The following is a 20629-nucleotide window of genomic DNA, read 5'->3' as shown; positions in this document are numbered from 1 at the left end:
CGCCATCGCGAGCAAGCTCGCTCCCACAGATGGCCGAGCGAATCGGACGAACGCGATCCAATGTGGGAGCGAGCCTGCTCGCGAAGCGGCCGTCGGGACGCTGCAACTGTCAGCAATTCACCCCTGCCACTTGCCCCCTTCGACAATCACACTCTCAGGCTTGGTGTCATCGCTCAGTTCCTTGCGCACATATTGGTCGTACAGCTTGAGCAGGTATTTCTCCTCGCCCAGCTTCGCCAACTCGGCATTGACCCAATCACGAAGCTCGATATTGCCCTTCTTCACCGCCGGCGCAATCGGCGCTTCGGCGCCCAACGTCTGCTCCAGCACGCGGTAGCCGGGGTTCTGCTTGGCCCAGCTGAACAGCACCAGGTTGTCCTGGGCATACGCGTCGCCACGGCCGTTGGCCAGTGCCTGCAACGACTCCGAATTTTTCTCGAACTTGAGCAGTTTCCAGTCCGGGTGATTCTTGGTCAGCCAGATATCCGCCGTGGTGCCGGTGGTGACGATGGTGGTGCGGGTCGCCAGGTCATCGAGGCTTTTCACCGCGCTGGCCTGGGGCACCAGCGCCTGCACCGCGACTTTCAGGTTCGGGTTGGTGAATTCCACCGCCTCCTTGCGCTCCGGGGTCACGGTCATGTTGGCCAGGATCAGGTCGACCTTGTCACTTTGCAGGAACGGAATCCGGCTCGCCGGCTCGACCGCGACGAACTCGACCTTGTTTTCATCGCCGAGCAAGTCCTTGGCGAATCGACGGCCGATGTCGGTATCGAAGCCGACATAGCGCCCAGCCTCATCGACGAAACCGAACGGCGGCTTGTCGGTGAAGACACCGACGATCAATTTGTCCCGGGCCTTGATCTTGTCCAGGTAGCTGGCCGACGCGGCGCTCGGCTTCGGCGGTTCCTCAGTCTTGTTGCAGCCGGCCAGCAGGAAAGCGGCGAGCAATGGCAGTAGCAGCAGGGAAGACTTGGCAGTTTTCATGACAGTTGCAGTTCCTTTTCTTGAGTCGTTTTGGGCAGTGCGGCGACGTAGGAGAACTTCTCCAGGAACTGCTGCGCTCGTGCGGTTTGCGGGTTCGTAAAGAAAATCTCGGGGGGGTTGTGTTCAAGGATCCGCCCGGCGTCCATGAACACGATGCGGTCAGCCACGGCACGGGCGAAGGCCATTTCGTGGGTGACGATCAGCAGGGTCATGCCCTCGCGGGCCAGGCCCTGGATGACTTCCAGCACCTCCTTGACCATTTCCGGGTCAAGGGCGGCGGTGACCTCGTCGAACAGCATGACCCTGGGGTTCATGCACAGCGAACGAACGATGGCGATGCGTTGCTGCTGGCCGCCGGAGAGTTGGCGGGGAAAGGCATCGCGCTTGTCCAGCAGGCCCACTCGGGCGAGCAAGGCCTCGGCCTGGCCGCGCGCTTCGCGGCGGTCGCGTTTTTGCACCTTGACCGGGCCGAGCAGCAGGTTATCGAGCACGCTCATGTGCGGGAACAGGTGGTAGCTCTGGAACACCATGCCGATTTGCTGGCGCACTTCGCGCCAGTCGGTGCCCTTGTCCAGCAACTCACGCCCGGCGAAGCTCAGGCTGCCGCCGTGGGCCACTTCCAGCCCGTTTAGGCAACGCAGCAAGGTACTTTTGCCGCAACCGCTGGGGCCGAGGATGACGATCACTTCCCCCGCCTGCACCTGCAGGTCGATGCCGTCGAGCACCTGCTGTTCACCGAAAAACTTGTTGAAGCCCTTGAACTCGATCAATGCGCTCATGCTTGCGTCCAGCGCCGCTCCAGCACGCGGGAGGCGGCCGAGAGCGGGTAGCAGATGAAAAAGAAAAACAGGAACAGCGCACCGTAGACCAGCACCGACTCATAGGTGCGCTCGATGATCTGCTGGCCGACCTTGATCACGTCCACGACACCGATCAGCACGGCCAGGGAGCTGGTCTTGATCAGCCGCGTGTAGACATTGATGGTCGGCGGTGTCATGCGCCGCAGCGCTTGCGGCAGCAGCACATGGCCGTAGAGTTGCGGCCCGTTCAGGCCAATGGACAAGCCCGCCTCGCGCTGGCCCCGTGGCAGCGAATGCAAAGCACCGCGCACCACTTCGCCGACTTCACTGGTGCCCCACAGCGACAACACCAGGACCGCGCACCAGAAGCTGGGAATGCTCAGGGCGAAAACGATCGGCAGGCCGAAGAACAGCAAATACAACCAGACCAGCACCGGAATCGCCCGGAACAACTCCAGGTAGACCCGCAGGACGACGTCCACAGCCTTCACGCCCATCGTGCGCAACACCCCATAAAGCACGCCGCCAACGGTGCTGAAGGCGATGCTCAGGAAGGAAATCGACAGGGTTTGCGCGGCGCCCTTGCCCAATTGCGGCAACGACACCCACAGCAACTCAAGACCCGAACTGGCCATGCTGGAGCCTCCTTTCCAGGCGGCTGAGCAACAGCGACAGCGGCAAGAACAGCAGCACGCAAATCAGCGTCAACACGGTGAGCATTTCGTAGGTTTTGTAGTAGAGCGCGATGTAGCTTTTGGTGGTGTAGAGAATCTCCGGCACCGCGACGGCCGAGACCACGGTGGTTTCCTTCAGCAGGAAAATGAAATTGGCGAACAGCGACGGCAAGCTGAGGATCCCGGCCTGGGGCAGGATCACGTAGCGCAGCAACTGCCCGTGGGACAGGCCGATGGAACGACCGGATTCCAGCTGCGCCGCCGGCACCGCGTCCACGCCCGCCCGCAGCACTTCCGTGAGGTAGGCGCCGCCCAGGAACGTCATGGTGATGATCGCGGCGGCAAACCCGGACACCTTGATGCCCAGGGCCGGCAAGGCGAAGTAGACGAAGAACAACTGGATGAGCAGCGGCGTGTTGCGGGCCAACTCCACATACAGCCCCACCAGGCGTTGCAGGTAGGGCGTGCGTGACACCAGGATCGTCGCGTTGACCAGCGCCACCAGCAGCGACGTGGCGATGGCGACAAGGCCGACCTGCAGCGTCACGCCCACGGCCTTGAGGAACGCCGGTAGCGTGCTGAGGATAAAAGCGTAATCGAAGTTCATTGAACATCCTGGACGCCGCTCGGTAAGCGGCGGTCGTGCGGTCCATGGGCAGCGGATAGCGACCCGGCAGGCAGTGACTTTATAGCTATAAGAAGCGCAATTTAAATACCGTTAAAGCATATTGATATCACGCAAAAAACTATTCCCCCGGATTTGCCGCGAAGGGTAAAGACGACTATTTTTCCTGGCGCCGAAGGGAGGATCCTTTCGACATCCCTCCCTCACATGACAAGGAAGCACACATGGCAGACGTAAAAGTGCCGCAGCGATTGGAACCGCAGGACATCGTGAAATTGTTGGTGGCGTTGCGCAGGGCGTTGAAGGGCGGGACGGCTTGATCGATCGGCCATCTGGCCCCTGTGGGAGCGAGCTTGCTCCGGGCGGCGATCCGACGATGTCTCAGTCACCTCGATGCTTATTGACCCATCGCCATCGCGAGCAGGCTCGCTCCCACAATAAAAACGCCGACGCTGGATCAGCCGTCGGCGTTTGGACCGTGACAGGGCCTGGCGGGCGAATCAGAACGCCGGCAGTACCGCGCCGCTGTATTTCTTCTCGATGAACGCCTTCACTTCAGGGCTGGTCAGGGCCTTGGCCAGCTTCTGGATGGCCGGGCTGTCCTTGTTGTCAGGACGGGCCACCAGGAAGTTCACGTAGGGCGAATCCGAACCTTCGATCACCAGGGCATCCTTGGCCGGGTTGAGACCGGCTTCCAGGGCGTAGTTCGTGTTGATCATGTCCAGGTCGACCTGGTCCAGCACACGCGGCAGCATGGCCGATTCCAGTTCCTTGAACTTGAAGTTCTTCGGGTTCTTGGCGATGTCCTTGGGCGTGGCCAGGGCGTTTTTCGGATCCTTGAGCTCGATCAGGCCAGCCTTTTGCAACAGGATCAGGGCGCGGCCGCTGTTGCTGCCTTCGTTAGGGATGGCAATGGTGGCGCCGTCTTTCAGCTCGGCCAGGCTTTTGACTTTCTTCGAGTAGCCACCGAAGGGTTCGACGTGCACGCCGATGACGGTCACCAGGTGGGTGCCTTTGCCTTCGTTGAAGCTCTTGAGGTACGGCAGGGTCTGGAAGTAGTTGGCGTCCAGGCGCTTCTGATCCACTTGTACGTTGGGTTGCACGTAGTCGGTGAAGACCTTGATCTGCAGGTCCACGCCTTCCTTGGCCAGGGTCGGCTTGATCAGTTCGAGGATCTCGGCGTGGGGCACCGGAGTGGCGGCCACGACCAGTTTCTCTGCGGCCTGGGCCAGGCCCGACGCCAGGGCTGCCGCCAATGCGGTAAACAACAGAACCTTTTTCATGCAGTGTCCTTATCGAGAATCACCGTCGCCGGCGGCGACAGCCAAAGAGTGAGAGTGCCAGCGAAATGCTATCGCTGGCGTGAGACGGACAATACCGATATTTTTTATGCCTTAACAATATCTTTTATTCAAGTTCATATTCATTTTAATCATATAGAAAAACACGGGTGTGCATCCTGATCTACAGCGCTTGGCCCAATCGAGTCAGCAGCGCCTTCAAGGCGGTGCGCTCCGCGTCAGTGCCCTGGGCGACGACCTGTGCCACCTGGCGGTCGATCGATTCGAGGACCGAGGGCTGGGACGGCAGGTTCAAATGCGCCGGCAGAATTTCATCCCCCGTGCTCACCAGCAACGCGAAGTGAATGACGTTTTCCAGCTCACGGGTGTTCCCCGGCCAACTGTGCCGTTCCAGGGCGCGTTGCGCCGCCTCGCTGATCAGCGGCACCGCCAGGCCGAGGCGCTGGCTGTAGATACCCAGGAAGTATTCGGCCAGGGACAGGATGTCGCCCACCCGTTCGCGCAGGGCTGGCAGCTCCAGCCGACCTTCGCCGAGGTAATCGTAGAGCCGCTGATGGAATTTCCCCGCCTCCACCGCCTGCGCCAGGTCGATGCTGGTGGCCGCGACCAGGCGTACATCCACCGGGCTGGGTTGGTGCGCACCGACGCGGGTGACTTCGTGGTTTTCCAGGGCGGCGAGCAACTTGACCTGGATCGGCAGCGGCAGGTCGCCGATCTCATCCAGGTAAAGGGTGCCGCCATTGGCCGAACCGAACCAACCGGCGCGGCTGCTGGCCGAGCCACTGTAGCTGCCGGCGGCATAGCCGAACAATTCGGCATCGGCGTAGGTCGGGCTGATGGCGCCGCAGTTGACGGACACGAACAACCCGCCGCGCTCGCTTTCGCGGTGGATGTGCCGGGCCAGCAATTCCTTGCCGGTGCCGCTTTCCCCGCGGATCAACACCGAGATCGCCCGCGGCGCCAGTTGCTCCAGCGCCTGGCGCAATTGCCGCGAACGCGGATCGACGAACACCAGCGCCTTGGCGCGGATGCTCAGCGGGCTCTTTTCCGCATCGGGAAAGGTCAGCAACGGCTGACCGAAGGTTTCATGCAAACTCATGGCAGTCTCCGCGCCCTACCGCCGGGAGACGGGGCGCTAACAATTCAGGCGCGACGCAGGGCGTGATGCTCCATGCGGTTCTGCAAGCGATAGAGATAGGCGAAGCCCTGCTCCCAGCGCTGGTGGCCGGACTTCACATTGATGTGCCCGGCCCCACCCAGGATGCCGGCCTCGGCGCCCCAGTGGCGCGCCAGTTCCACGGCGCGCGAGGCGCTCACGGCGGGGTCGTTGTCGGAACCGACCACCTGGCTGGGAAACGGCAGCACTTGCAGGGGGATCGGCGCGAAATTGCGCAACGCCGGGGCGCAGGCCGGCCGCTCGACGTCCGCCGGAGCCACCAGCAACGCACCGCGCACCTGGTGCAGGCAGTGCGCGGGCGCAGTGGCGGCCCAATGGGCAACCGTGATGCAGCCCAGGCTGTGGGCAATCAGGATGACCGGCGTGCTGTCGCTGGCGATGGCCTCGGCCAGCGCCGCGACCCAGTCCTCGCGCCGAGGCGTCAGCCAATCGGCCTGCTCGACCCTGGCGCTGTTGGGCAGGCTGTTCTGCCAGTGGGTTTGCCAATGGTTGTCTGGCGATCCTTGCCAGCCCGGCACAATCAGGTAGCGAATCGATTCGTTGCGCATGGGGATGCTCTCCTGCGTGTCTGTTCCCGAAGGAGTATAGGGACGAGAGTTATATTGTTTAAGGAATAAGAAGCTATTTATTAATAAACAAAAAGAATATATCTTTTGCTCTGGCAGCGAGCGGGCTCGCTCCCACAGGTTTCGCGTATGCCCCATTCGTTCGGCCCCACTGACCGCCAGACTGATCAAAAATCAAGCAGCGCCGCCCTCGACTAGACTCAAGCTAACGTCCCGACGAATACGCGTGGAGGGTCCGGTGAATATTCGCTGCTTGACGGTCGCGCTGCTGCTCACGAGCGGGCCGGTCCTGGCTGCCGAGGGTCTCGTGCCGTCGGGGGTCGATCCGCTGGGCTTCTGGTTGATTGCCGTGGGCGTGGCCTTGCTGGCCGCCGAGGCGGCGCTGCCCAACTACGGGATCGCCGGCCTGGGCGGCATCGTCTTGTGCGTGATCGGCGCGGTCATGCTCACCAACGCCGACGTCCCGGTACCGTTGATGATCGGCCTGGGCGTGATCAGCACCGTGCTGCTGGCGGCCCTGTTGTTGCGCGCGCTGAAAACCCGACCGCGCCAAGCCGTCACTGGCGACGCCGCGCTGTTGGGCCATGTCACGACCGTCACCGCGCTGCAGGCCGGCAACCACCATCATGGCTGGGTCCAGTTGGAAGGCGAACGCTGGCAGGTGACCTGCGTGACGCCGCTGCGGCTCGGGCAGGCGGTACGGGTCACGGCTCGCAAAGGCCTGCTGCTGGAAGTGGCCCCCGCTGATTCACAAGGAGCATGAGATGGGTATGCAAATCGGTTTCACGCTGCTGCTGTTGCTGGTCATCGCACTGGCGGCCTCGACGTTCCGGATCCTGCGCGAATACGAACGCGCAGTGGTGTTCCAGCTGGGCCGGTTCTGGCAAGTGAAAGGGCCGGGGCTGATCCTGCTGATTCCGGTGGTGCAGCAGATGATCCGCGTCGACCTGCGCACGATCGTACTCGATGTGCCACCCCAGGACGTGATCACCCGGGACAACGTCTCGGTGAAGGTCAACGCGGTGTTGTACTTTCGCGTGCTCGATCCGCAGAAGGCCATCATCCAGGTCGAGAACTTCCTCATGGCCACCAGCCAATTGGCCCAGACCACCTTGCGGGCGGTCCTCGGCAAGCATGACCTGGACCAGTTGCTGGCCGAGCGCGAGCAGTTGAACAGCGATATCCAGCAAGTGCTCGACGCCCAGACCGACGCCTGGGGCATCAAGGTGGCGAACGTCGAGATCAAGCACGTAGACCTCAACGAATCGATGATCCGCGCCATCGCCCGCCAAGCCGAGGCCGAACGGGAACGCCGGGCCAAGGTGATCCACGCCGAGGGTGAGCTGCAAGCCTCGGAAAAGCTCATGCAAGCCGCAGAGATGCTCGGCCGTCAGCCGGGCGCCATGCAACTGCGCTACATGCAGACGCTGGGGTCGATTGCCGGGGACAAGTCGTCCACCATCGTCTTCCCGCTGCCGATCGAGTTGCTCAAGGGGATGGCGGAGTTGTCGCCGAACAAGCCTTGAAACATTGAGAATGGACTGAAGGCTGGCCTTTGTGGCGAGGGGATTTATCCCCGCTGGGTTGCGCAGCCGCCCTAAAGCAGTGAATTCAGTCTTCCTGGCACACCGAGTTGGCTGGTTTGGGGGCCGCTTCGCAGCCCGGCGGGGATAAATCCCCTCGCCACAAAAGCGTGTCCGGTCCCACTACAGGGGCAGCGACTTCAACGCTTCATACGGCCCCTGCGCCCAGCGCATGACCCCCTCACGCAATAGCGCCGAGGCCTCCCGGCGCTTGTCCGCGCTATCGTCGACAAACGCCTGGGCCGGCTGCTTGGCATGTTGCCCCACCGCCGCGAAGATGTTCGCGCATCGTTCATCATCAAGGCCGAAAAACGCCGCCAGCCTGCCCGTCATCGCCCCGGGCAATTCGGTGTAGTTGACCGCCAGTCCCGCCAATGCCTGGCAGTGTTGCAGGCCCGCCGCCAACAACCGCCCCAGCCGCCGCGGGATGAAATCTTCCTGGTTGCCGAACGGCAGCCCATCATCCAGCACGCTCGGGCCGATCATGCCCGGCACCATGTGCATGCCGGGGCGGCGCAAGTGAGACACGGCGATTTCCAGGGGATTGCGGTACAGGAACAACCAAGGGGTGTCGGGGAAACAGGCGCGCAACAGCGGCAGCTCGCCGATGTTCCAGGCATCGAGCTTGATCACCAGGCGTTGCTCCAGGCCGCGACGGCGCTGCCCATAGGCCGACAGCAAGCCCTTGAGCGCCACGCAACGTTCGGCGGCGGGCAGGTCACTGCGCAGCAGCCGATCCAGCGGCGGTGGCTCGGAGATGACGATGTGGTCGTCCAATTGCGCCAGCATCTGGCTGACCAGGGTCGAGCCGCAGCGCGAGGCATGGAAAATGAACCCGCTGGGCGCAAGTCCGGGGCTCTGCCGCTGCCACTGGCCGAGTGCGGCCAACGGTGTCTGGCGCCGGAACGCCTGATTGAAGGGCAGGCGCAGGGCGTCTTCCACCGCATCGCCGAAGAAGGGTTGGGACAAGGGCGTGTCGCCGAACCAGCACCAGTCGACCCGCCATTGACCGGTGTCTTGCCACACGCGAATCGGCAGCCAACCGTCCAGGTTCAAGCCTTCCATTGTTCACTCCATTGCCGGCGTCCATCGCGCATCGCTGCGCGCAGTTCTTCCCGGGTGAAATGCAGGCCCTGTTGCGCACCCAATGCAATGGCCCGCTCAATGAAGGTGTCCGGCTCGTGCAGGCTTCGCAAGGCCTCGGCGAGTTGCGGATCGGCGTCGACGCGCTGGTGGAAAAGGCCAAGGTCGCTGTGCCCGACACCCGGGGCCGGGGTGGTGGGCAAACCGTCGATGATCTGCTGTTGCAACCAGGGCCCGGGGCGGCAATCGAGCACCAGGTGAATCCGCGCCTGATGGCTTCGATTGACCACGCGATGCGGTCGCGACAAGTCGAGAAACCAGCACTCGCCGGCCTTCATCGGAATCACCTGCCCATCCAGCCAGAAGTCCACGGCGGGCGGGCTGAGCAACGGCACGTGCAAGCGCAGATCGGCGTCCGGGCCGCCCAGGTCATAGTCGCGATGCTCATGAATACACCCGCCAGGGCCCAGGCGCAGCAACCGGGCCGAGACGATCGCCAGGGGCCAATCGCGCAAGGCCTCGTGCCAACGGCCATCCCGGGTCCAGGGCGTGCGGTGCGTAGGCTGACCGCTGCCAGGGGACAATTCGGTCAGGGCATCGGCCGCCGAGATCAGCGCCACGCCGCTCCAGTCGCCGCTATGGAACGCGCTGTTGAAATGCCCCTGCCAACGCTCGTCCTCGACGGCCGCCAGCGCCTGCAACAGCAACGGCAGGTTCACCGTCGCTGGCAGGCGGGAAAACGCCGGGCGCGTCATGGGCACGCGCCGTTATTGGGCGACCGGTGCGGTTGGCACGGTGATGTTGCCCTGTGCCCAGGCCGATTCACGGTTGGCCAGCGCCGTGGCGATCGACTGCACCTGGGTCGACTGCACTTCGTTGGGCAGTGGATCGAGGCCGGCGCTGGCGAAGATCTGGCCATAGGCGTTGCGCAGGTCGGCATAGGCCAGGTCGCGGCGCAGATCGGCCTGCAGGGTGTTCAGCTCGCCCTGGATCAGGTCCAGTTCGCCAATGCCCGCAGCCTCGTGACGGCTGCGCAACTGGCCGACGATCTGCCCGTCGATGTCCGCCAGTTGCTGGCTGGTCTTGAACTGCCGCAGCGCCTCGCGATAGTTGGCGTTGGCCACGTACAACTGCGCCAGCACGGCGATGGACATCGCCTGGCGCCGCGCCGAGGCGACTTCTTCACCGGCCTTGGCCACGTCGATGGCCGCCGGGGCGGAGATCACGTTGAACAGGTTCCAGGTGACCTTGACGCCATAGTCCGCCCAGCCTTGCTCCACCAGGAACGAGTTGCTGTCGTAGTGCCCGCCGGCGGAAAACTCCAGGCCTGGCAGCAGGCGCAGCATGGCCTTGCGGGTTTCGGCGGCGGTGATGCGGGTCTGGTAGTCCTGCTCGCGCAGTTCCGGACGGCTGGCCAGGGCTTCCTGTTCGAGGCGAGCCAGGTCGACCTTGAGCTCCGGGATCTCGTACTCATCCTGGGTGGCCAGGGTCAGTTCGGTGCCCAGGGGCAGGTTGATCAGCGTCGCCAGTTCGGTCTTGGCCAGCGACAGCGCCCGGCGCTGCTCTTCGAGCTGGCGGGTGGCCTGGATCAGCGAACGCTGGTAACCCAGGGCCTGCACCGGGTCGCCAATGCGCTGCTCGCTCATGCTCTGGCTGTTGCCGCGTGCCGACTCGACACGGGCCATCAGGCTGTCGATCTGCTTGAGCAGCCGCTCGGCGGCCATGGCGCGCCAGTAGGCCGAACGCACGTCCTGGACAATGGTGTTGATGACTTTGCGCCGGCGTTCCTGGACGATCAGGCGCTGGTCGCCGGCCTGCTTGGCGCTGATGTAGCTGACGCCGAAGTCGAGCACGTTCCAGACCATGGTCAGGTCCGCCACCTCGCGGTCGCGGTCCTGGGAGGTCGACGGTTCCAGGGACTGGGTGCCGGTCTGCACGCTCTGGCTGCTGGAGGCGTTGACGTTGTTACGTCCAACGTAGCCGGCATCCAGCGCCATGCGTGGCAGCATGTCGAAGCTGGCGAGGTCCATCTGACGCTTGGCCAGGGCCTCTTCCATGATTTTCAAGCGGCCTTCCAGGTTGTACTTCACCGCCCGGGCCATGGCCTGGTGCAGGGTCAGGGGCCCGCTGAGGGGCTCCTGGTCCTTGTACATGTTCTGCAGATCGGTTCGGGCGCGCTGTTCGCTGACGCTACGATCGATCGGCTCGCTGGTGACCGCACATCCGCTGACGACCAACGCCAGCAAACTCATACCGAATAACTTCTGACTTCTATTCATTCCCTGGTTTGCCCCTGGCTGCCGCTCATTTTCTTGAAATTGTTCAAGCCTGCACTTCGCTGATGCCGGCCTGTTGTAGAGCCAGTGCCAGGCTATCGACCTGACGCTGCTCGGTGTCCTTGAGATGCTGCAACTGCTGGCCCAGGGTTGGCGCGCCGAACAGGCCGCGCTGTCCTTGAATAGCGTCCCCGCCCTGGATCGAGCGGTTGCCGAAGGCATCCATCGATTCGGTGTCCGAACCGAAGTCCTTGTTGAACAGGCTCGACAGCGTGCTGCTGCCGAACACCCCGCCATCGCCGCCACCGAAGCCCAGGAACCCCTGGCCAGAGCCATCGCCGGCGGCGTCATTGCTGAACACCTGGGCGATATAGCTCGGCGCCAGTTCGCCACGGTTGATGAAGATGTCGCCAATCGGCCGCAGGCCGCCGCCCACGTCCCGTTGCTCGAACAGCGGCGGGAAGCCCAGCGGCGAACCCAGGTCGCCGGTCGGCGGATTGAAGACGATCGGCTGCAACGGCACCTCGGACGATGGCAACGCCACGACCGGATCCGTGGTCAGGAACTCCGGCGGCGGCTTCACATCGTTGGGCACCACGGTGTCGATCTGGTAATTGTTGGACACCGACACCCCGGAGCCGGCGTTGCCCGCCAGGTCGCTGACATTGCTAGTGTCCAGGGCGATGAAATTGCTCGGGTCGGTGAGGTTGCCCGTCGGCGTGAACGTCGCCGTCCAGGTCTTGCCGCCGTCGCTGCTGGTCAGGTTGCTCAGTTCACCATTGGTGACACTGAGGTCCGACAGGTCGAAACCGCTCACTGGCTCGCTGAAGGTGATGGTCACCTGGGTCGTCTCGCCCACGCCCAGGTTCGAGTCGGCGACCACGATGGTCGCTGTCGGCCGGCTGGCGTCCAGGGCGTAGTTCGCCGAGATCGCGATGCCAGCGCCCGCGTTGCCCGCCAGGTCCTGGACAGTGCCGCTGTCGAGCAGGATCAGGTTGGTGGCATCGTTGACGCCCGCGGTCGGTGTCAGGGTCGCGGTCCAGGTCAGGCCGCCGTCGTTGCTGGCCAGGTTGGACAGCACGCCATTGGCCACGCTCAGATCTGACAGGTCGAAACCGGAAACGGCCTCGGTGAAGGTGATCGTCACCGTGGTGGTCTGGCCAATGCCCAGGGTGGTGTCGCCCAGCGTGATGGTGGCGCCGGGGCGAAGCGTATCGATCGCGTAGTTGTTGGAATCGACCACACCCACGCCGCTGTTGCCCGAGGCGTTGACCACGCCGCTGGTGTCCAGGCTGATCAGGTTGGTGGTGTCGGTGACGTTGGTCGCCGGGGTGAACGTCGCCGTCCAGGTGATGCCGCCGTCGCTGGACGAAACGTTGCTCAGCGTACCGTTGCTCACGCTCAGGTCGCTGTTGTCGAACCCGCTGACGGCCTCCGAGAAGGTGATGGTCACCAACGAGGTTTCACCGGCCTTGAGCGCGCTGTCGGCCACCACTACCGTGGCCGTCGGCACCTGGGTCTCGACGGCGTAGTTGGCCGATTGGGTGACGCCGGTGCCGGCGTTGCCGACCGCATCGCTCACGCCAGAATTGTCCAGGGTGATCAGGTTGGTGGTGTCGGTCACGCCCGGGGTCGGGGTGAAGGTCGCGGTCCAGGTGAGCCCGCCATCGCTGCTGCTGACCGCGCTCAGCGTGCCGTTGGCCACGCTCAGGTCCGAATTGTCGAAACCACTCACCGCCTCGCTGAAGGTGATGACCACCTGGGCCGTCTCACCCGGTTTCAAGGTCGAATGGCTCAGGGCAATGGTCGCGGTCGGACGCTGGGTGTCGACGCTGTAGTTGTTCGAATCGGTGGTCCCGCTGCCGGCGTTGCCCGCCAGGTCGGCAACGCCGCTATTGGCAAGGGTGATGACGTTGCTGGTATCCGTGATGCCAGTGGTTGGCGTAAGGGTCGCGGTCCAGGTAATACCACCGTCACTGCTGCTCAACCCGCTGAGCGTACCGTTGGCAACGGTCAGGTCAGCGTCGGTGAAACCGGTCACGGCCTCGTTGAAGGTGATGGTCACCAGCGACGTCTCGCCCGCGGCAATGGCCGTGTCGGCGACGACGATGGTCGCCGTTGGACGCACGGTGTCGATGGCATAGTTGTTCGAGTCGGTGGTGCCGACACCGGCGTTGCCCGAGACGTTGACGACACCGGTATTGTCCAGGGTAATCAGGTTGCTGGTATCGGCAATGCTCGCGCTCGGGGTGAACGTGGCCGTCCAGGTAACGCCGCCGTCGGACGACGATACGTTGCTCAGCGTACCGTTGCCGACGGTCAGGTCGCTGTTGTCGAAACCGCTCACCGCTTCGTTGAAGGTGATGGTCACCAGGCTGGTTTCACCGATGCTCAGGGACGTATCGGCCACTACGACGGTCGCGGTCGGCACCTGCGTGTCGATAGCGTAATTGGCCGAGTTGGTCGTACCGGTTCCGCTATTGCCCGCCGCGTCGCTGACGCCGGTGTTGTCCAGGATGATCAGGTTGGACGTATCCCGCACGCCCAGGGTCGGCGTGAAAGTCGCAGTCCAGGTCAGGCCGCCATCGCTGCTGCTGACCGCGCTGAGGGTGCCGTTGGCAACGCTCAGGTCAGCGTTGGTGAAACCGGTCACCGCCTCGCTGAAGGTGATGGTCACCAACGAGGTTTCGCCGACACTGAGGCTGGAATCGGCCATGACGATGGTCGCCGTCGGGCGCACGGTGTCGATGGCATAGTTGTTCGAATCGGTTGTGCCAACGTTGAAGTTGCCTGCCAAGTCAATGATGCCGCCACTGTTGAGCGCGATGACATTGCTGGTGTCATTGATGCCCGCGGTCGGCGTGAAGGTGGCGGTCCAGGTGATGCCGCCGTCGCTGCTGCTCAGCCCAGAGATCACACCGTTGGCGACCGTCAGGTCGGCGCCAGTGAACGCCGTCACGGCCTCGTTGAAGGTGATGGTCACCAGCGACGTCTCGCCAGCGGCAATGGCCGTATCGGCGACGACAATGGTTGCCGTTGGACGCACGGTATCGACGGCGTAGTTGTTCGAATCGGTGGTGCCCACGCCGGCGTTACCCGAAGCGTTGATCAAGCCGGTATTGTCCAGCGTGATGACGTTGCTGGTATCGGAAATACCCGCGCTCGGCGTGAACGTGGCGGTCCAGGTTACGCCGCCGTCGGTGCTGCTCATGGTGCTGAGGGTGCCGTTGCTGACAGTCAGGTCCGAATTGTCGAAACCGCTGACCGCCGAGTTGAAGGTCACGGTGACCAGTGACGTCTCGCCGATGCTCAGGGTGGTATCGGCAATCACGATGGTCGCCGTCGGCACGTTGGTGTCGACCTGGTAGTTGTTGGAGTTGGTGGTGCCGGTGCCGGTGTTGCCTGCCGCATCGCTGACTCCGGTGTTATTCAGGGTAATGACGTTGGACGTGTCGGTGACGCCGAGGGCCGGGGTGAAGGTGGCTGTCCAGGTGAAACCGCCGTCACTGCTGCTGACCGCACTCAGCGTACCGTTGGCGACGCTCAGGTCCGAATTGTCGAAGCCGCTGATGGCCTCGGAGAAGGTAATGGTCACCAACGAGGTTTCGCCGACGCTCAGCGCCGTATCGGCGACTACGATGGTGGCGGTCGGGCGCAGCGTGTCGACGACGTAGTTGTTGGAATCGGTGGTCCCGCTGCCGGTATTGCCCGCTCCGTCCACCACGCCCGTGTTGTTCAGCGTGACCAGGTTGGTGGCATCGTTAACGCCCACGCCCGGGGTGAAGGTGGCGGTGTAGGTGATGTTGTCGCTGGTGCTCAGGCCGCTCAGGCTGCCGTTGGCCACCGTCAGGTCGGCCAGGGTAAAACCCGTCACAGGCTCGCTGAAGGTAATGGTCACCACCGTGGTTTCGCCAATGCCGATGGTCGGGTCGGCGACCACGATGGTGGCCGTCGGACGCGCAGTGTCGATGGCGTAGTTGTTGGAGTCGGTGGTGCCACTGCCTGCGTTGCCCGCCGCGTCCGTCACACCGGTGTTATCCAGGGTGATCAGGTTGGTGGTGTCGCTGACGCTGGCACTTGGCGTAAGCGTGCCGGTCCAGGTGATGCCGCCGTCGCCGCTGCTCAATCCGGTGATCGTGCCGTTGGCGATCGTCAGGTCAGCGGTGGTGAAACCCGTCACCGCCTCGTTGAAGGTAATGGTCACCAGAGACGTTTCGCCAACGCTCAAGGCGTTGTCGGCCACGACGATGGTCGCGGTCGGACGCGCAGTGTCGATGGCATAATTGTTGGAACTGGTGGTGCCGCTGCCGGCGTTACCGGCCAAGTCCACAATGCCGGTATTGGCCAGGACGATCAGGTTGGTGGCGTCGGTGGTGCTGGCGCTCGGGGTGAGCGTCGCGGTCCAGGTGATACCGCCGTCGCTGCTGCTCAGCCCGCTCAGGCTGCCATTGGCCACCGTCAGGTCGGCCAGGGTGAAACCGGTCACGGCCTCGCTGAAAGTGATCGTCACCAGAGAGGTTTCGCCGATTCTCAGTGCGTTATCGGCCACCACGATGGTGGCGGTCGGGCGTAGCGTGTCGATCGCGTAGTTGTTCGAGTCGGTGGTACCGGTGCCGGTGTTTCCAGACAAGTCGGCAATACCGGTATTAGCCAGTGTGATCAGGTTGCTGGTGTCGCTGACGCTGGCACTTGGCGTAAGCGTGCCGGTCCAGGTGATGCCGCCATCGCTGCTGCTCAGCCCGGTGACCGTACCATTGGCCACCGTCAGGTCGGCGGTGGTGAAACCGCTTACCGCCTCGCTGAAGGTAATGGTCACCAGCGACGTTTCGCCGACACTCAACGCCGTGTCAGCTACCACGATCGTGGCCGTCGGACGCTGGGTATCGATGGCATAGTTGTTGGAGTTGGTGGTGCCCACGCCAGCGTTGCCACTCAAGTCCGCAACGCCGGTGTTGTCGAGGACCACCAGATTGGTGGTGTCAGTGATGGCCGCGTCCGGCGTCAAGGTTGCCGTCCAAGTGATGCCACCGTCGCTGCTGCTCAGGCCGCTGAGCGAGCCGTTGGCCACGGTCAGGTCGGCGGCGGTGAAACCACTCACCGCTTCGCTGAAGGTGATGGTCACCACTGAGGTTTCACCGACCCTGAGGGCAGTGTCACTGACCACGATGGACGCCGTCGGCGCCACGGTGTCGTTGACCACGTAATTGTTCGAGAGGGTGGTACCCACGCCAGCGTTACCGGCCAGGTCGGTGACCCCGGTGTTGTTGAGGGTGATGACGTTGGTGGTGTCGGCGATATTGCTGGCCGCGGTCAACGTGCCGGTCCAGGTGATGCCGCCGTCGCCACTGGTGAAGGCGCCGACGGTGCCGTTCTGCACCGTCAGGTCCGCCGCGGTAAAGCCCGTCACGGCCTCGGAGAAGGTGACGGTCACCAGCGACGTGCCACCGGAGTTCAAGCTGGTATTGGCCACCACGACAGTCGCCGTGGGCGGCGTCTCGTCCGGCACATAGTTGGTATTGATGGTGCCGCCATCACCGTAGACGTTGGACACCGACGCCGGCGAAACACCCGCGGTCCCCGCGCTCGTGCCACCCACGCCACTGCCACCGACGTTGCCGGCCAGGGCCGCGAAGTTGGCGGCAGTGATCAGGATCGAGCCTTTGTTCCAGATGGCGCCGACACCAACGCCGCCAGCACCACCCGTATGGTTGTAGCCGCCACCGGCGCCACCGCCACCACCGCCGCCGCCCGCGCCGATGTTGTTGGAAATTACCGAGTTGCCGATGATCCGCAGGGTCGCGCCGGTATCGTTGTAGATACCGCCAACCGCTCCGCCACCGGCACCGCCGATGTCGTTATAGCCATCGCCACCGCCACCGCCGCCGATGGACAGGCCGGCGCTGGACGCCGTGCCGCCGGCCGAACCGGTGCTGTAGCCAGGATAGGCGGCACCGCCAGCACCGCCAGTAGAGGAACCGCCTCTCCCACCCATGTTGAAGAAGCCACCACCGGCCCCGCCTTGACCAGACGAGCCGCTGGAGCCCGTGGCGTTGAGCGTATTGCCGCCGTTGCCGCCGTTGCCGAAACCGCTGATCGCGCCACCGCCGCCACCACCGCCACCGGCGTATATCGGCGTCACACCGCCACCGCCGCCACCGCCCGACGCGGCGTTCGCGGTGACCGTGACGTTCTTCAGGGTCAACGTCCCGGCGTTGTAGATCCCGCCGCCCTTGGCCACCAGCGCATCCGCGCCGCCGTCGCCGCCGTTGCCCGCCACCAAGCCGCGGGTGATCACCAAGCCATCGAGGGTGGCCGTCGTGCCGGACGTCACATTGAGGATCTGCGTGCGGAATTGTCCGTCGAGGGTCACGTCGGCGACGTTATCGTTATTGAGGTCGCCATCGATGGTCACGTTCTTGTTGACCACCAGCACCTGGGTCAGCGCCACAGTCATGCCGCTGCTGAAGGTGACGATATCGCCGTTCTGCGCGGATGCCAGGGCCGTGCGCAGGGAACCGACGCCGGAGTTGGCGTTGTTGGTGGCGGTCCAGGTGGCGAGGCCCCATTGGTATTCGCTCATGGCGGTGGCCGACAGCACGTTGGCGCTCTCGATGTTACCGGTGGCGATTTCCAGGTCCCAGTCGCCGCCCACGCCCGTGCGATCATTTGACGCCGCCACGTCGCGGCCGGTCAACTGCGCCAACGAATCGACCAGTGCCAGGCCCCGGTCGCCCTCGGCGGTGTAACAGCCGTAAATCAGGATATCGCCACCGGCATTCATATCCTGGCCGATCTGCGCCAGCACTTCGCTGCGGGCCTGGACGTTATCCGCCGAGAGGTAGCTGTTGCCTAGCCATAAATCACCGGCGTTGCCGTGGGCGATGATCTGCACCGAGCTGATGCCCTGGTGGGTGTCCAGGTAATCGGCGATCTGCTGCAAGCCGTCCTTGGTGGCGTCCAGCTGCACGACCTGGGTGCCGGGCGTGACGCCTTCGAGCAGGCTGGCGGAATCCTTGACCCGGGAATCGACGAACACCACGGACTTGCCGGGCAGGGCAGCCTGGGTGGCATCGGCCTGGCCCTGAGGTGCATGACTGTCTGAAGCCTGGTCAGCCGTGGGGGTCTTGGCTGCGTCAGCGGTGGGATGGGCATCCGGTTGCGCGGCCTCGGCCACGGTAGCGGCCACCGCGCCGTCGAAGAGCATTCGCGGCTCCAGGGACATGATCATTGGCGATGCCAGGGCCTGTGCGCCCTCGGTTACCCGCGATTTGCCTTTGCTCCACCACATGACGATCACCTGGACTCGAACTTCTTGAACACGCAAATGGAAAAAACCGCGATCAGCTGGTCGCGGCGTCGGTTTTCATACGAATGACATTGGCGGCACTGGCGGAACCATCACGCCAGAACGACAACTCGGCATACTTTTCAAACAGATCCGGCGGCAGCAAGGTCCGCCGGGCTTGCGGCGCGACCTTGGGCTTGACCTTGTGCAGGCCGGCAACGCCCAGCGCCTGGTCGAAGGCCGGGGCGTCGTAGGTCAAGTGATTGAAATCGTGTTCGAACCAGGGCTCGCCGATGAACTCGTACACCAGCCGCATCACTCGCTCCGGTGCCTGGCTCAGCAGGTCGTAATCGACGATCAACAGCGACTCGGCGTTCTCGCCGTAATAGGCCTCTTTGAGCGCCGTCCAGGCGAATCCCACCAGGCGGTTGCGCTGGGCCAGGGTTTCGCAGCGGCTGTAGACCGTGCTGCGCTCGTCATCGTCGTTGAACAGCTTGGTGTTCTCGAACGGATTGGCGCGGTAGAGCCGCTCCAGGCTGTCGAGTACCCAGGCGACATTGCGCACGCAGGCGATGGTCTTGGCTTGGGGGAACAGATCCTGCAGGGCCGGCAGGCGCGCGCACCACTGGCGGTTGGTATCGAAGATGACGGGTTTGTCGGCCTTGTCGGCATAGTAGGAGTCGAACAACCCGCGCAACAGGCGGCGGCGCAGGTCGGTGTCGATCACCGAGCCAAACTCGCTGCCGGCGCTGCATTGATGCAACACACTGCTGAACAGCGAACCGACGGGGCTGGTCATACCGGCGTGAAAGCGCGGGTTCTGCAATAGAATCGCAGAAAGCAGGGTCGAGCCTGAGCGGGGCAAACCGGAAATAAAGTGAAACTGCGACAATCCATTCACCGTTTGCAGTCCTTTTGTGTCCGAAGCGTAGCTTAGGAAACAAGCGCCGCCTAGTAGTACTTTGATATCAAATAGGCCTCATTCCGTAAAAAAGATGGACGGTACAGGCCCTAGCCGTACCTGAATCGATTTAGCCGTCTTATCAGAATTTTCCTCGCGTCTAGCCAGCAAAATCAGGCAACCCGGTCTACGCTCAGCCGTGCGTGACAGGCCAGGGAATAGAGGCGTCGGGCTGATCGTCCTTTCCCCTCATACCTTGCTTGCCGCACGACAGAGCAATCACCTGAGGGATGAGGAGTCTATGGAAGTATTCATCGGAACCATTCAAGCATTTGCCTTCAACTTCGCGCCCAGGGATTGGGCCCTGTGCCAGGGCCAGACGCTCAGCCTTGCCCAGTACCAGACGCTTTTCGCGCTGATCGGGGTGAGTTACGGAGGCAATGGCCAAACCACCTTCATGTTGCCCAACCTGCAAGGCCGCATGCCGATGGGCCAGGGCAACGGCCTGGGCCTGACCCCACGCGTCATCGGCGAGGTTTCCGGCACCGAAAACGTCACCGCGACCCTGAACAACCTGCCCAACCACACTCACGCCCTCACCGGTATCACCGCCTCGACCACCCTGCAACTGGCGAACCCGGCCAGCAATCCGGCGAATACTCCCACGGCCACCAACTCGTTCATCGGCACTTCGGGCACCGGACCGGGTGCGGCGAATATCTATTCCGACCAGCTCGGCGCCTCGCCGGTGCCGCTCAAAGGCGTGACCACGACGGTCAGCGGAACGGTGGCCCCGACGGGCAATGGCTTGCCGATGGCGATCATGAACCCGTTCCTGGCGATCAACTTCAGCATCGCCCTTCAAGGTTACTTCCCGTCCCGAAACTGATGACCCGCCGCAGGGCCCAGGCCCTTCGGCCCGTTGGAGTACTCACATGCTGCAAGCGGTTAATAGCTACCATTTCCAAGCGTTGCTGGGCCAGACCAGCAACCTGACCCTGCCCGACGGCAGTTGCCTGCCCATACGGATCGAGACCCTTGAGGAGGCGCCCGGGGCCAAGTTGCCGAACACTGAGCGCATGCCGTTCAGCGTGGAACTCAACAGTTTGCAGGCCACCGAGTTCGTCGATGGCCTGTGTGCGCTGGACGTGCCCGAACTGGGCAGGCTCGAAGGCGTGTTCGTGTCACGGATGCCACCGATGGGACGGGACCCCACGGTCGGCTATTTCTACATCGCGTTCAATTAAGCTCTGTCTGAAATGTGTCTGCGCGAAGGCCAGACAAGGCGAAACGGGGCGAGGAAGCGCAGTGTACTGGCGTACATGAGCATTCCGAGCCCCGTTTCAACGCAGTATGGGCGAGTGCAGACACATT

At 63.4% G+C, this 20629-nt stretch carries 16 protein-coding genes; 4 read left to right on the top strand and 12 right to left on the bottom strand.

The features are described 5' to 3' along the window. Window positions 1-117: 117 nt before the first annotated feature. From Q6A48_RS17225 to Q6A48_RS17195, 7 genes are all read right to left on the bottom strand, one after another. Window positions 118-984 (bottom strand): transporter substrate-binding domain-containing protein, encoded by an 867-nt coding sequence (locus Q6A48_RS17225; RefSeq protein ID WP_304555345.1) that lies wholly within the window; start codon window positions 982-984, stop codon window positions 118-120. Next, window positions 981-1763, bottom strand: a complete 783-nt coding sequence (locus Q6A48_RS17220) for an amino acid ABC transporter ATP-binding protein (RefSeq protein WP_304555344.1) — start codon at window positions 1761-1763, stop codon at window positions 981-983. The genes Q6A48_RS17225 and Q6A48_RS17220 overlap by 4 nt, the downstream gene beginning before the upstream one ends. Then, window positions 1760-2419, bottom strand: coding sequence for an amino acid ABC transporter permease (locus Q6A48_RS17215; RefSeq protein WP_304555342.1), 660 nt, complete (start codon window positions 2417-2419; stop codon window positions 1760-1762). The genes Q6A48_RS17220 and Q6A48_RS17215 overlap by 4 nt, the downstream gene beginning before the upstream one ends. Then, entirely contained in the window at window positions 2400-3065 is a 666-nt protein-coding gene (locus Q6A48_RS17210) for an amino acid ABC transporter permease (protein ID WP_304555341.1), read from the bottom strand. Before Q6A48_RS17210 ends, Q6A48_RS17215 begins: the two co-directional genes overlap by 20 nt. A gap of 518 nt (window positions 3066-3583) precedes the next feature. Further along, complete coding sequence (locus tag Q6A48_RS17205) at window positions 3584-4366, bottom strand: MetQ/NlpA family ABC transporter substrate-binding protein (RefSeq protein ID WP_304555340.1); 783 nt, start codon at window positions 4364-4366, stop codon at window positions 3584-3586. A 181-nt stretch (window positions 4367-4547) separates the two neighbouring features. Beyond that, on the bottom strand, window positions 4548-5483 hold the full coding sequence (locus tag Q6A48_RS17200; RefSeq protein WP_304555339.1) for a sigma 54-interacting transcriptional regulator: 936 nt from the start codon (window positions 5481-5483) through the stop codon (window positions 4548-4550). A 44-nt stretch (window positions 5484-5527) separates the two neighbouring features. Further along, complete coding sequence (locus Q6A48_RS17195) at window positions 5528-6109, bottom strand: alpha/beta hydrolase (protein ID WP_304555338.1); 582 nt, start codon at window positions 6107-6109, stop codon at window positions 5528-5530. Between the two features lie 256 nt (window positions 6110-6365). Here Q6A48_RS17195 and Q6A48_RS17190 point away from each other — a divergent pair, with 256 nt between their 5' ends. Then, window positions 6366-6890, top strand: coding sequence for an NfeD family protein (locus tag Q6A48_RS17190; protein WP_304555337.1), 525 nt, complete (start codon window positions 6366-6368; stop codon window positions 6888-6890). A gap of 1 nt (window position 6891) precedes the next feature. Next, window positions 6892-7653 carry a slipin family protein gene (locus Q6A48_RS17185; RefSeq protein ID WP_042730291.1) on the top strand — a complete coding sequence of 254 codons (762 nt, stop codon included), beginning with the start codon at window positions 6892-6894 and terminating at the stop codon, window positions 7651-7653. A 180-nt stretch (window positions 7654-7833) separates the two neighbouring features. On the opposite strand, the gene Q6A48_RS17180 is transcribed toward Q6A48_RS17185, so the two are convergent. The 5 genes from Q6A48_RS17180 to Q6A48_RS17160 are packed head-to-tail and all read right to left on the bottom strand — an operon-like array spanning window position 7834 to window position 19255. Then, window positions 7834-8775, bottom strand: coding sequence for a sulfotransferase family protein (locus tag Q6A48_RS17180; protein WP_304555336.1), 942 nt, complete (start codon window positions 8773-8775; stop codon window positions 7834-7836). Further along, window positions 8763-9548, bottom strand: a complete 786-nt coding sequence (locus tag Q6A48_RS17175) for an aspartyl/asparaginyl beta-hydroxylase domain-containing protein (protein WP_304555335.1) — start codon at window positions 9546-9548, stop codon at window positions 8763-8765. The genes Q6A48_RS17180 and Q6A48_RS17175 overlap by 13 nt, the downstream gene beginning before the upstream one ends. 12 nt (window positions 9549-9560) lie before the next feature. Beyond that, entirely contained in the window at window positions 9561-11072 is a 1512-nt protein-coding gene (locus tag Q6A48_RS17170) for a TolC family protein (RefSeq protein ID WP_304555334.1), read from the bottom strand. A gap of 43 nt (window positions 11073-11115) precedes the next feature. Beyond that, window positions 11116-18357, bottom strand: coding sequence for an Ig-like domain-containing protein (locus tag Q6A48_RS17165; protein ID WP_304555333.1), 7242 nt, complete (start codon window positions 18355-18357; stop codon window positions 11116-11118). A gap of 52 nt (window positions 18358-18409) precedes the next feature. After that, on the bottom strand, window positions 18410-19255 hold the full coding sequence (locus Q6A48_RS17160; protein WP_304555331.1) for a sulfotransferase family protein: 846 nt from the start codon (window positions 19253-19255) through the stop codon (window positions 18410-18412). Between the two features lie 301 nt (window positions 19256-19556). Here Q6A48_RS17160 and Q6A48_RS17155 point away from each other — a divergent pair, with 301 nt between their 5' ends. Continuing rightward, window positions 19557-20144: a phage tail protein gene (locus tag Q6A48_RS17155; RefSeq protein WP_304555330.1), complete on the top strand. Its 588-nt coding sequence runs from the start codon at window positions 19557-19559 to the stop codon at window positions 20142-20144. 46 nt (window positions 20145-20190) lie between these two features. Beyond that, window positions 20191-20502, top strand: a complete 312-nt coding sequence (locus Q6A48_RS17150) for a DUF6916 family protein (RefSeq protein WP_304555329.1) — start codon at window positions 20191-20193, stop codon at window positions 20500-20502. Window positions 20503-20629: the final 127 nt, after the last annotated feature.

Origin of the sequence: Pseudomonas citrullilanati (assembly GCF_030580855.1) — a bacterium.
Classification (GTDB): Bacteria; Pseudomonadota; Gammaproteobacteria; order Pseudomonadales; family Pseudomonadaceae; genus Aquipseudomonas; species Aquipseudomonas citrulli.
The sequence above is the reverse complement of the archived record's forward strand: the minus strand, read 5'-3'. Positions and strand labels throughout refer to the sequence as shown.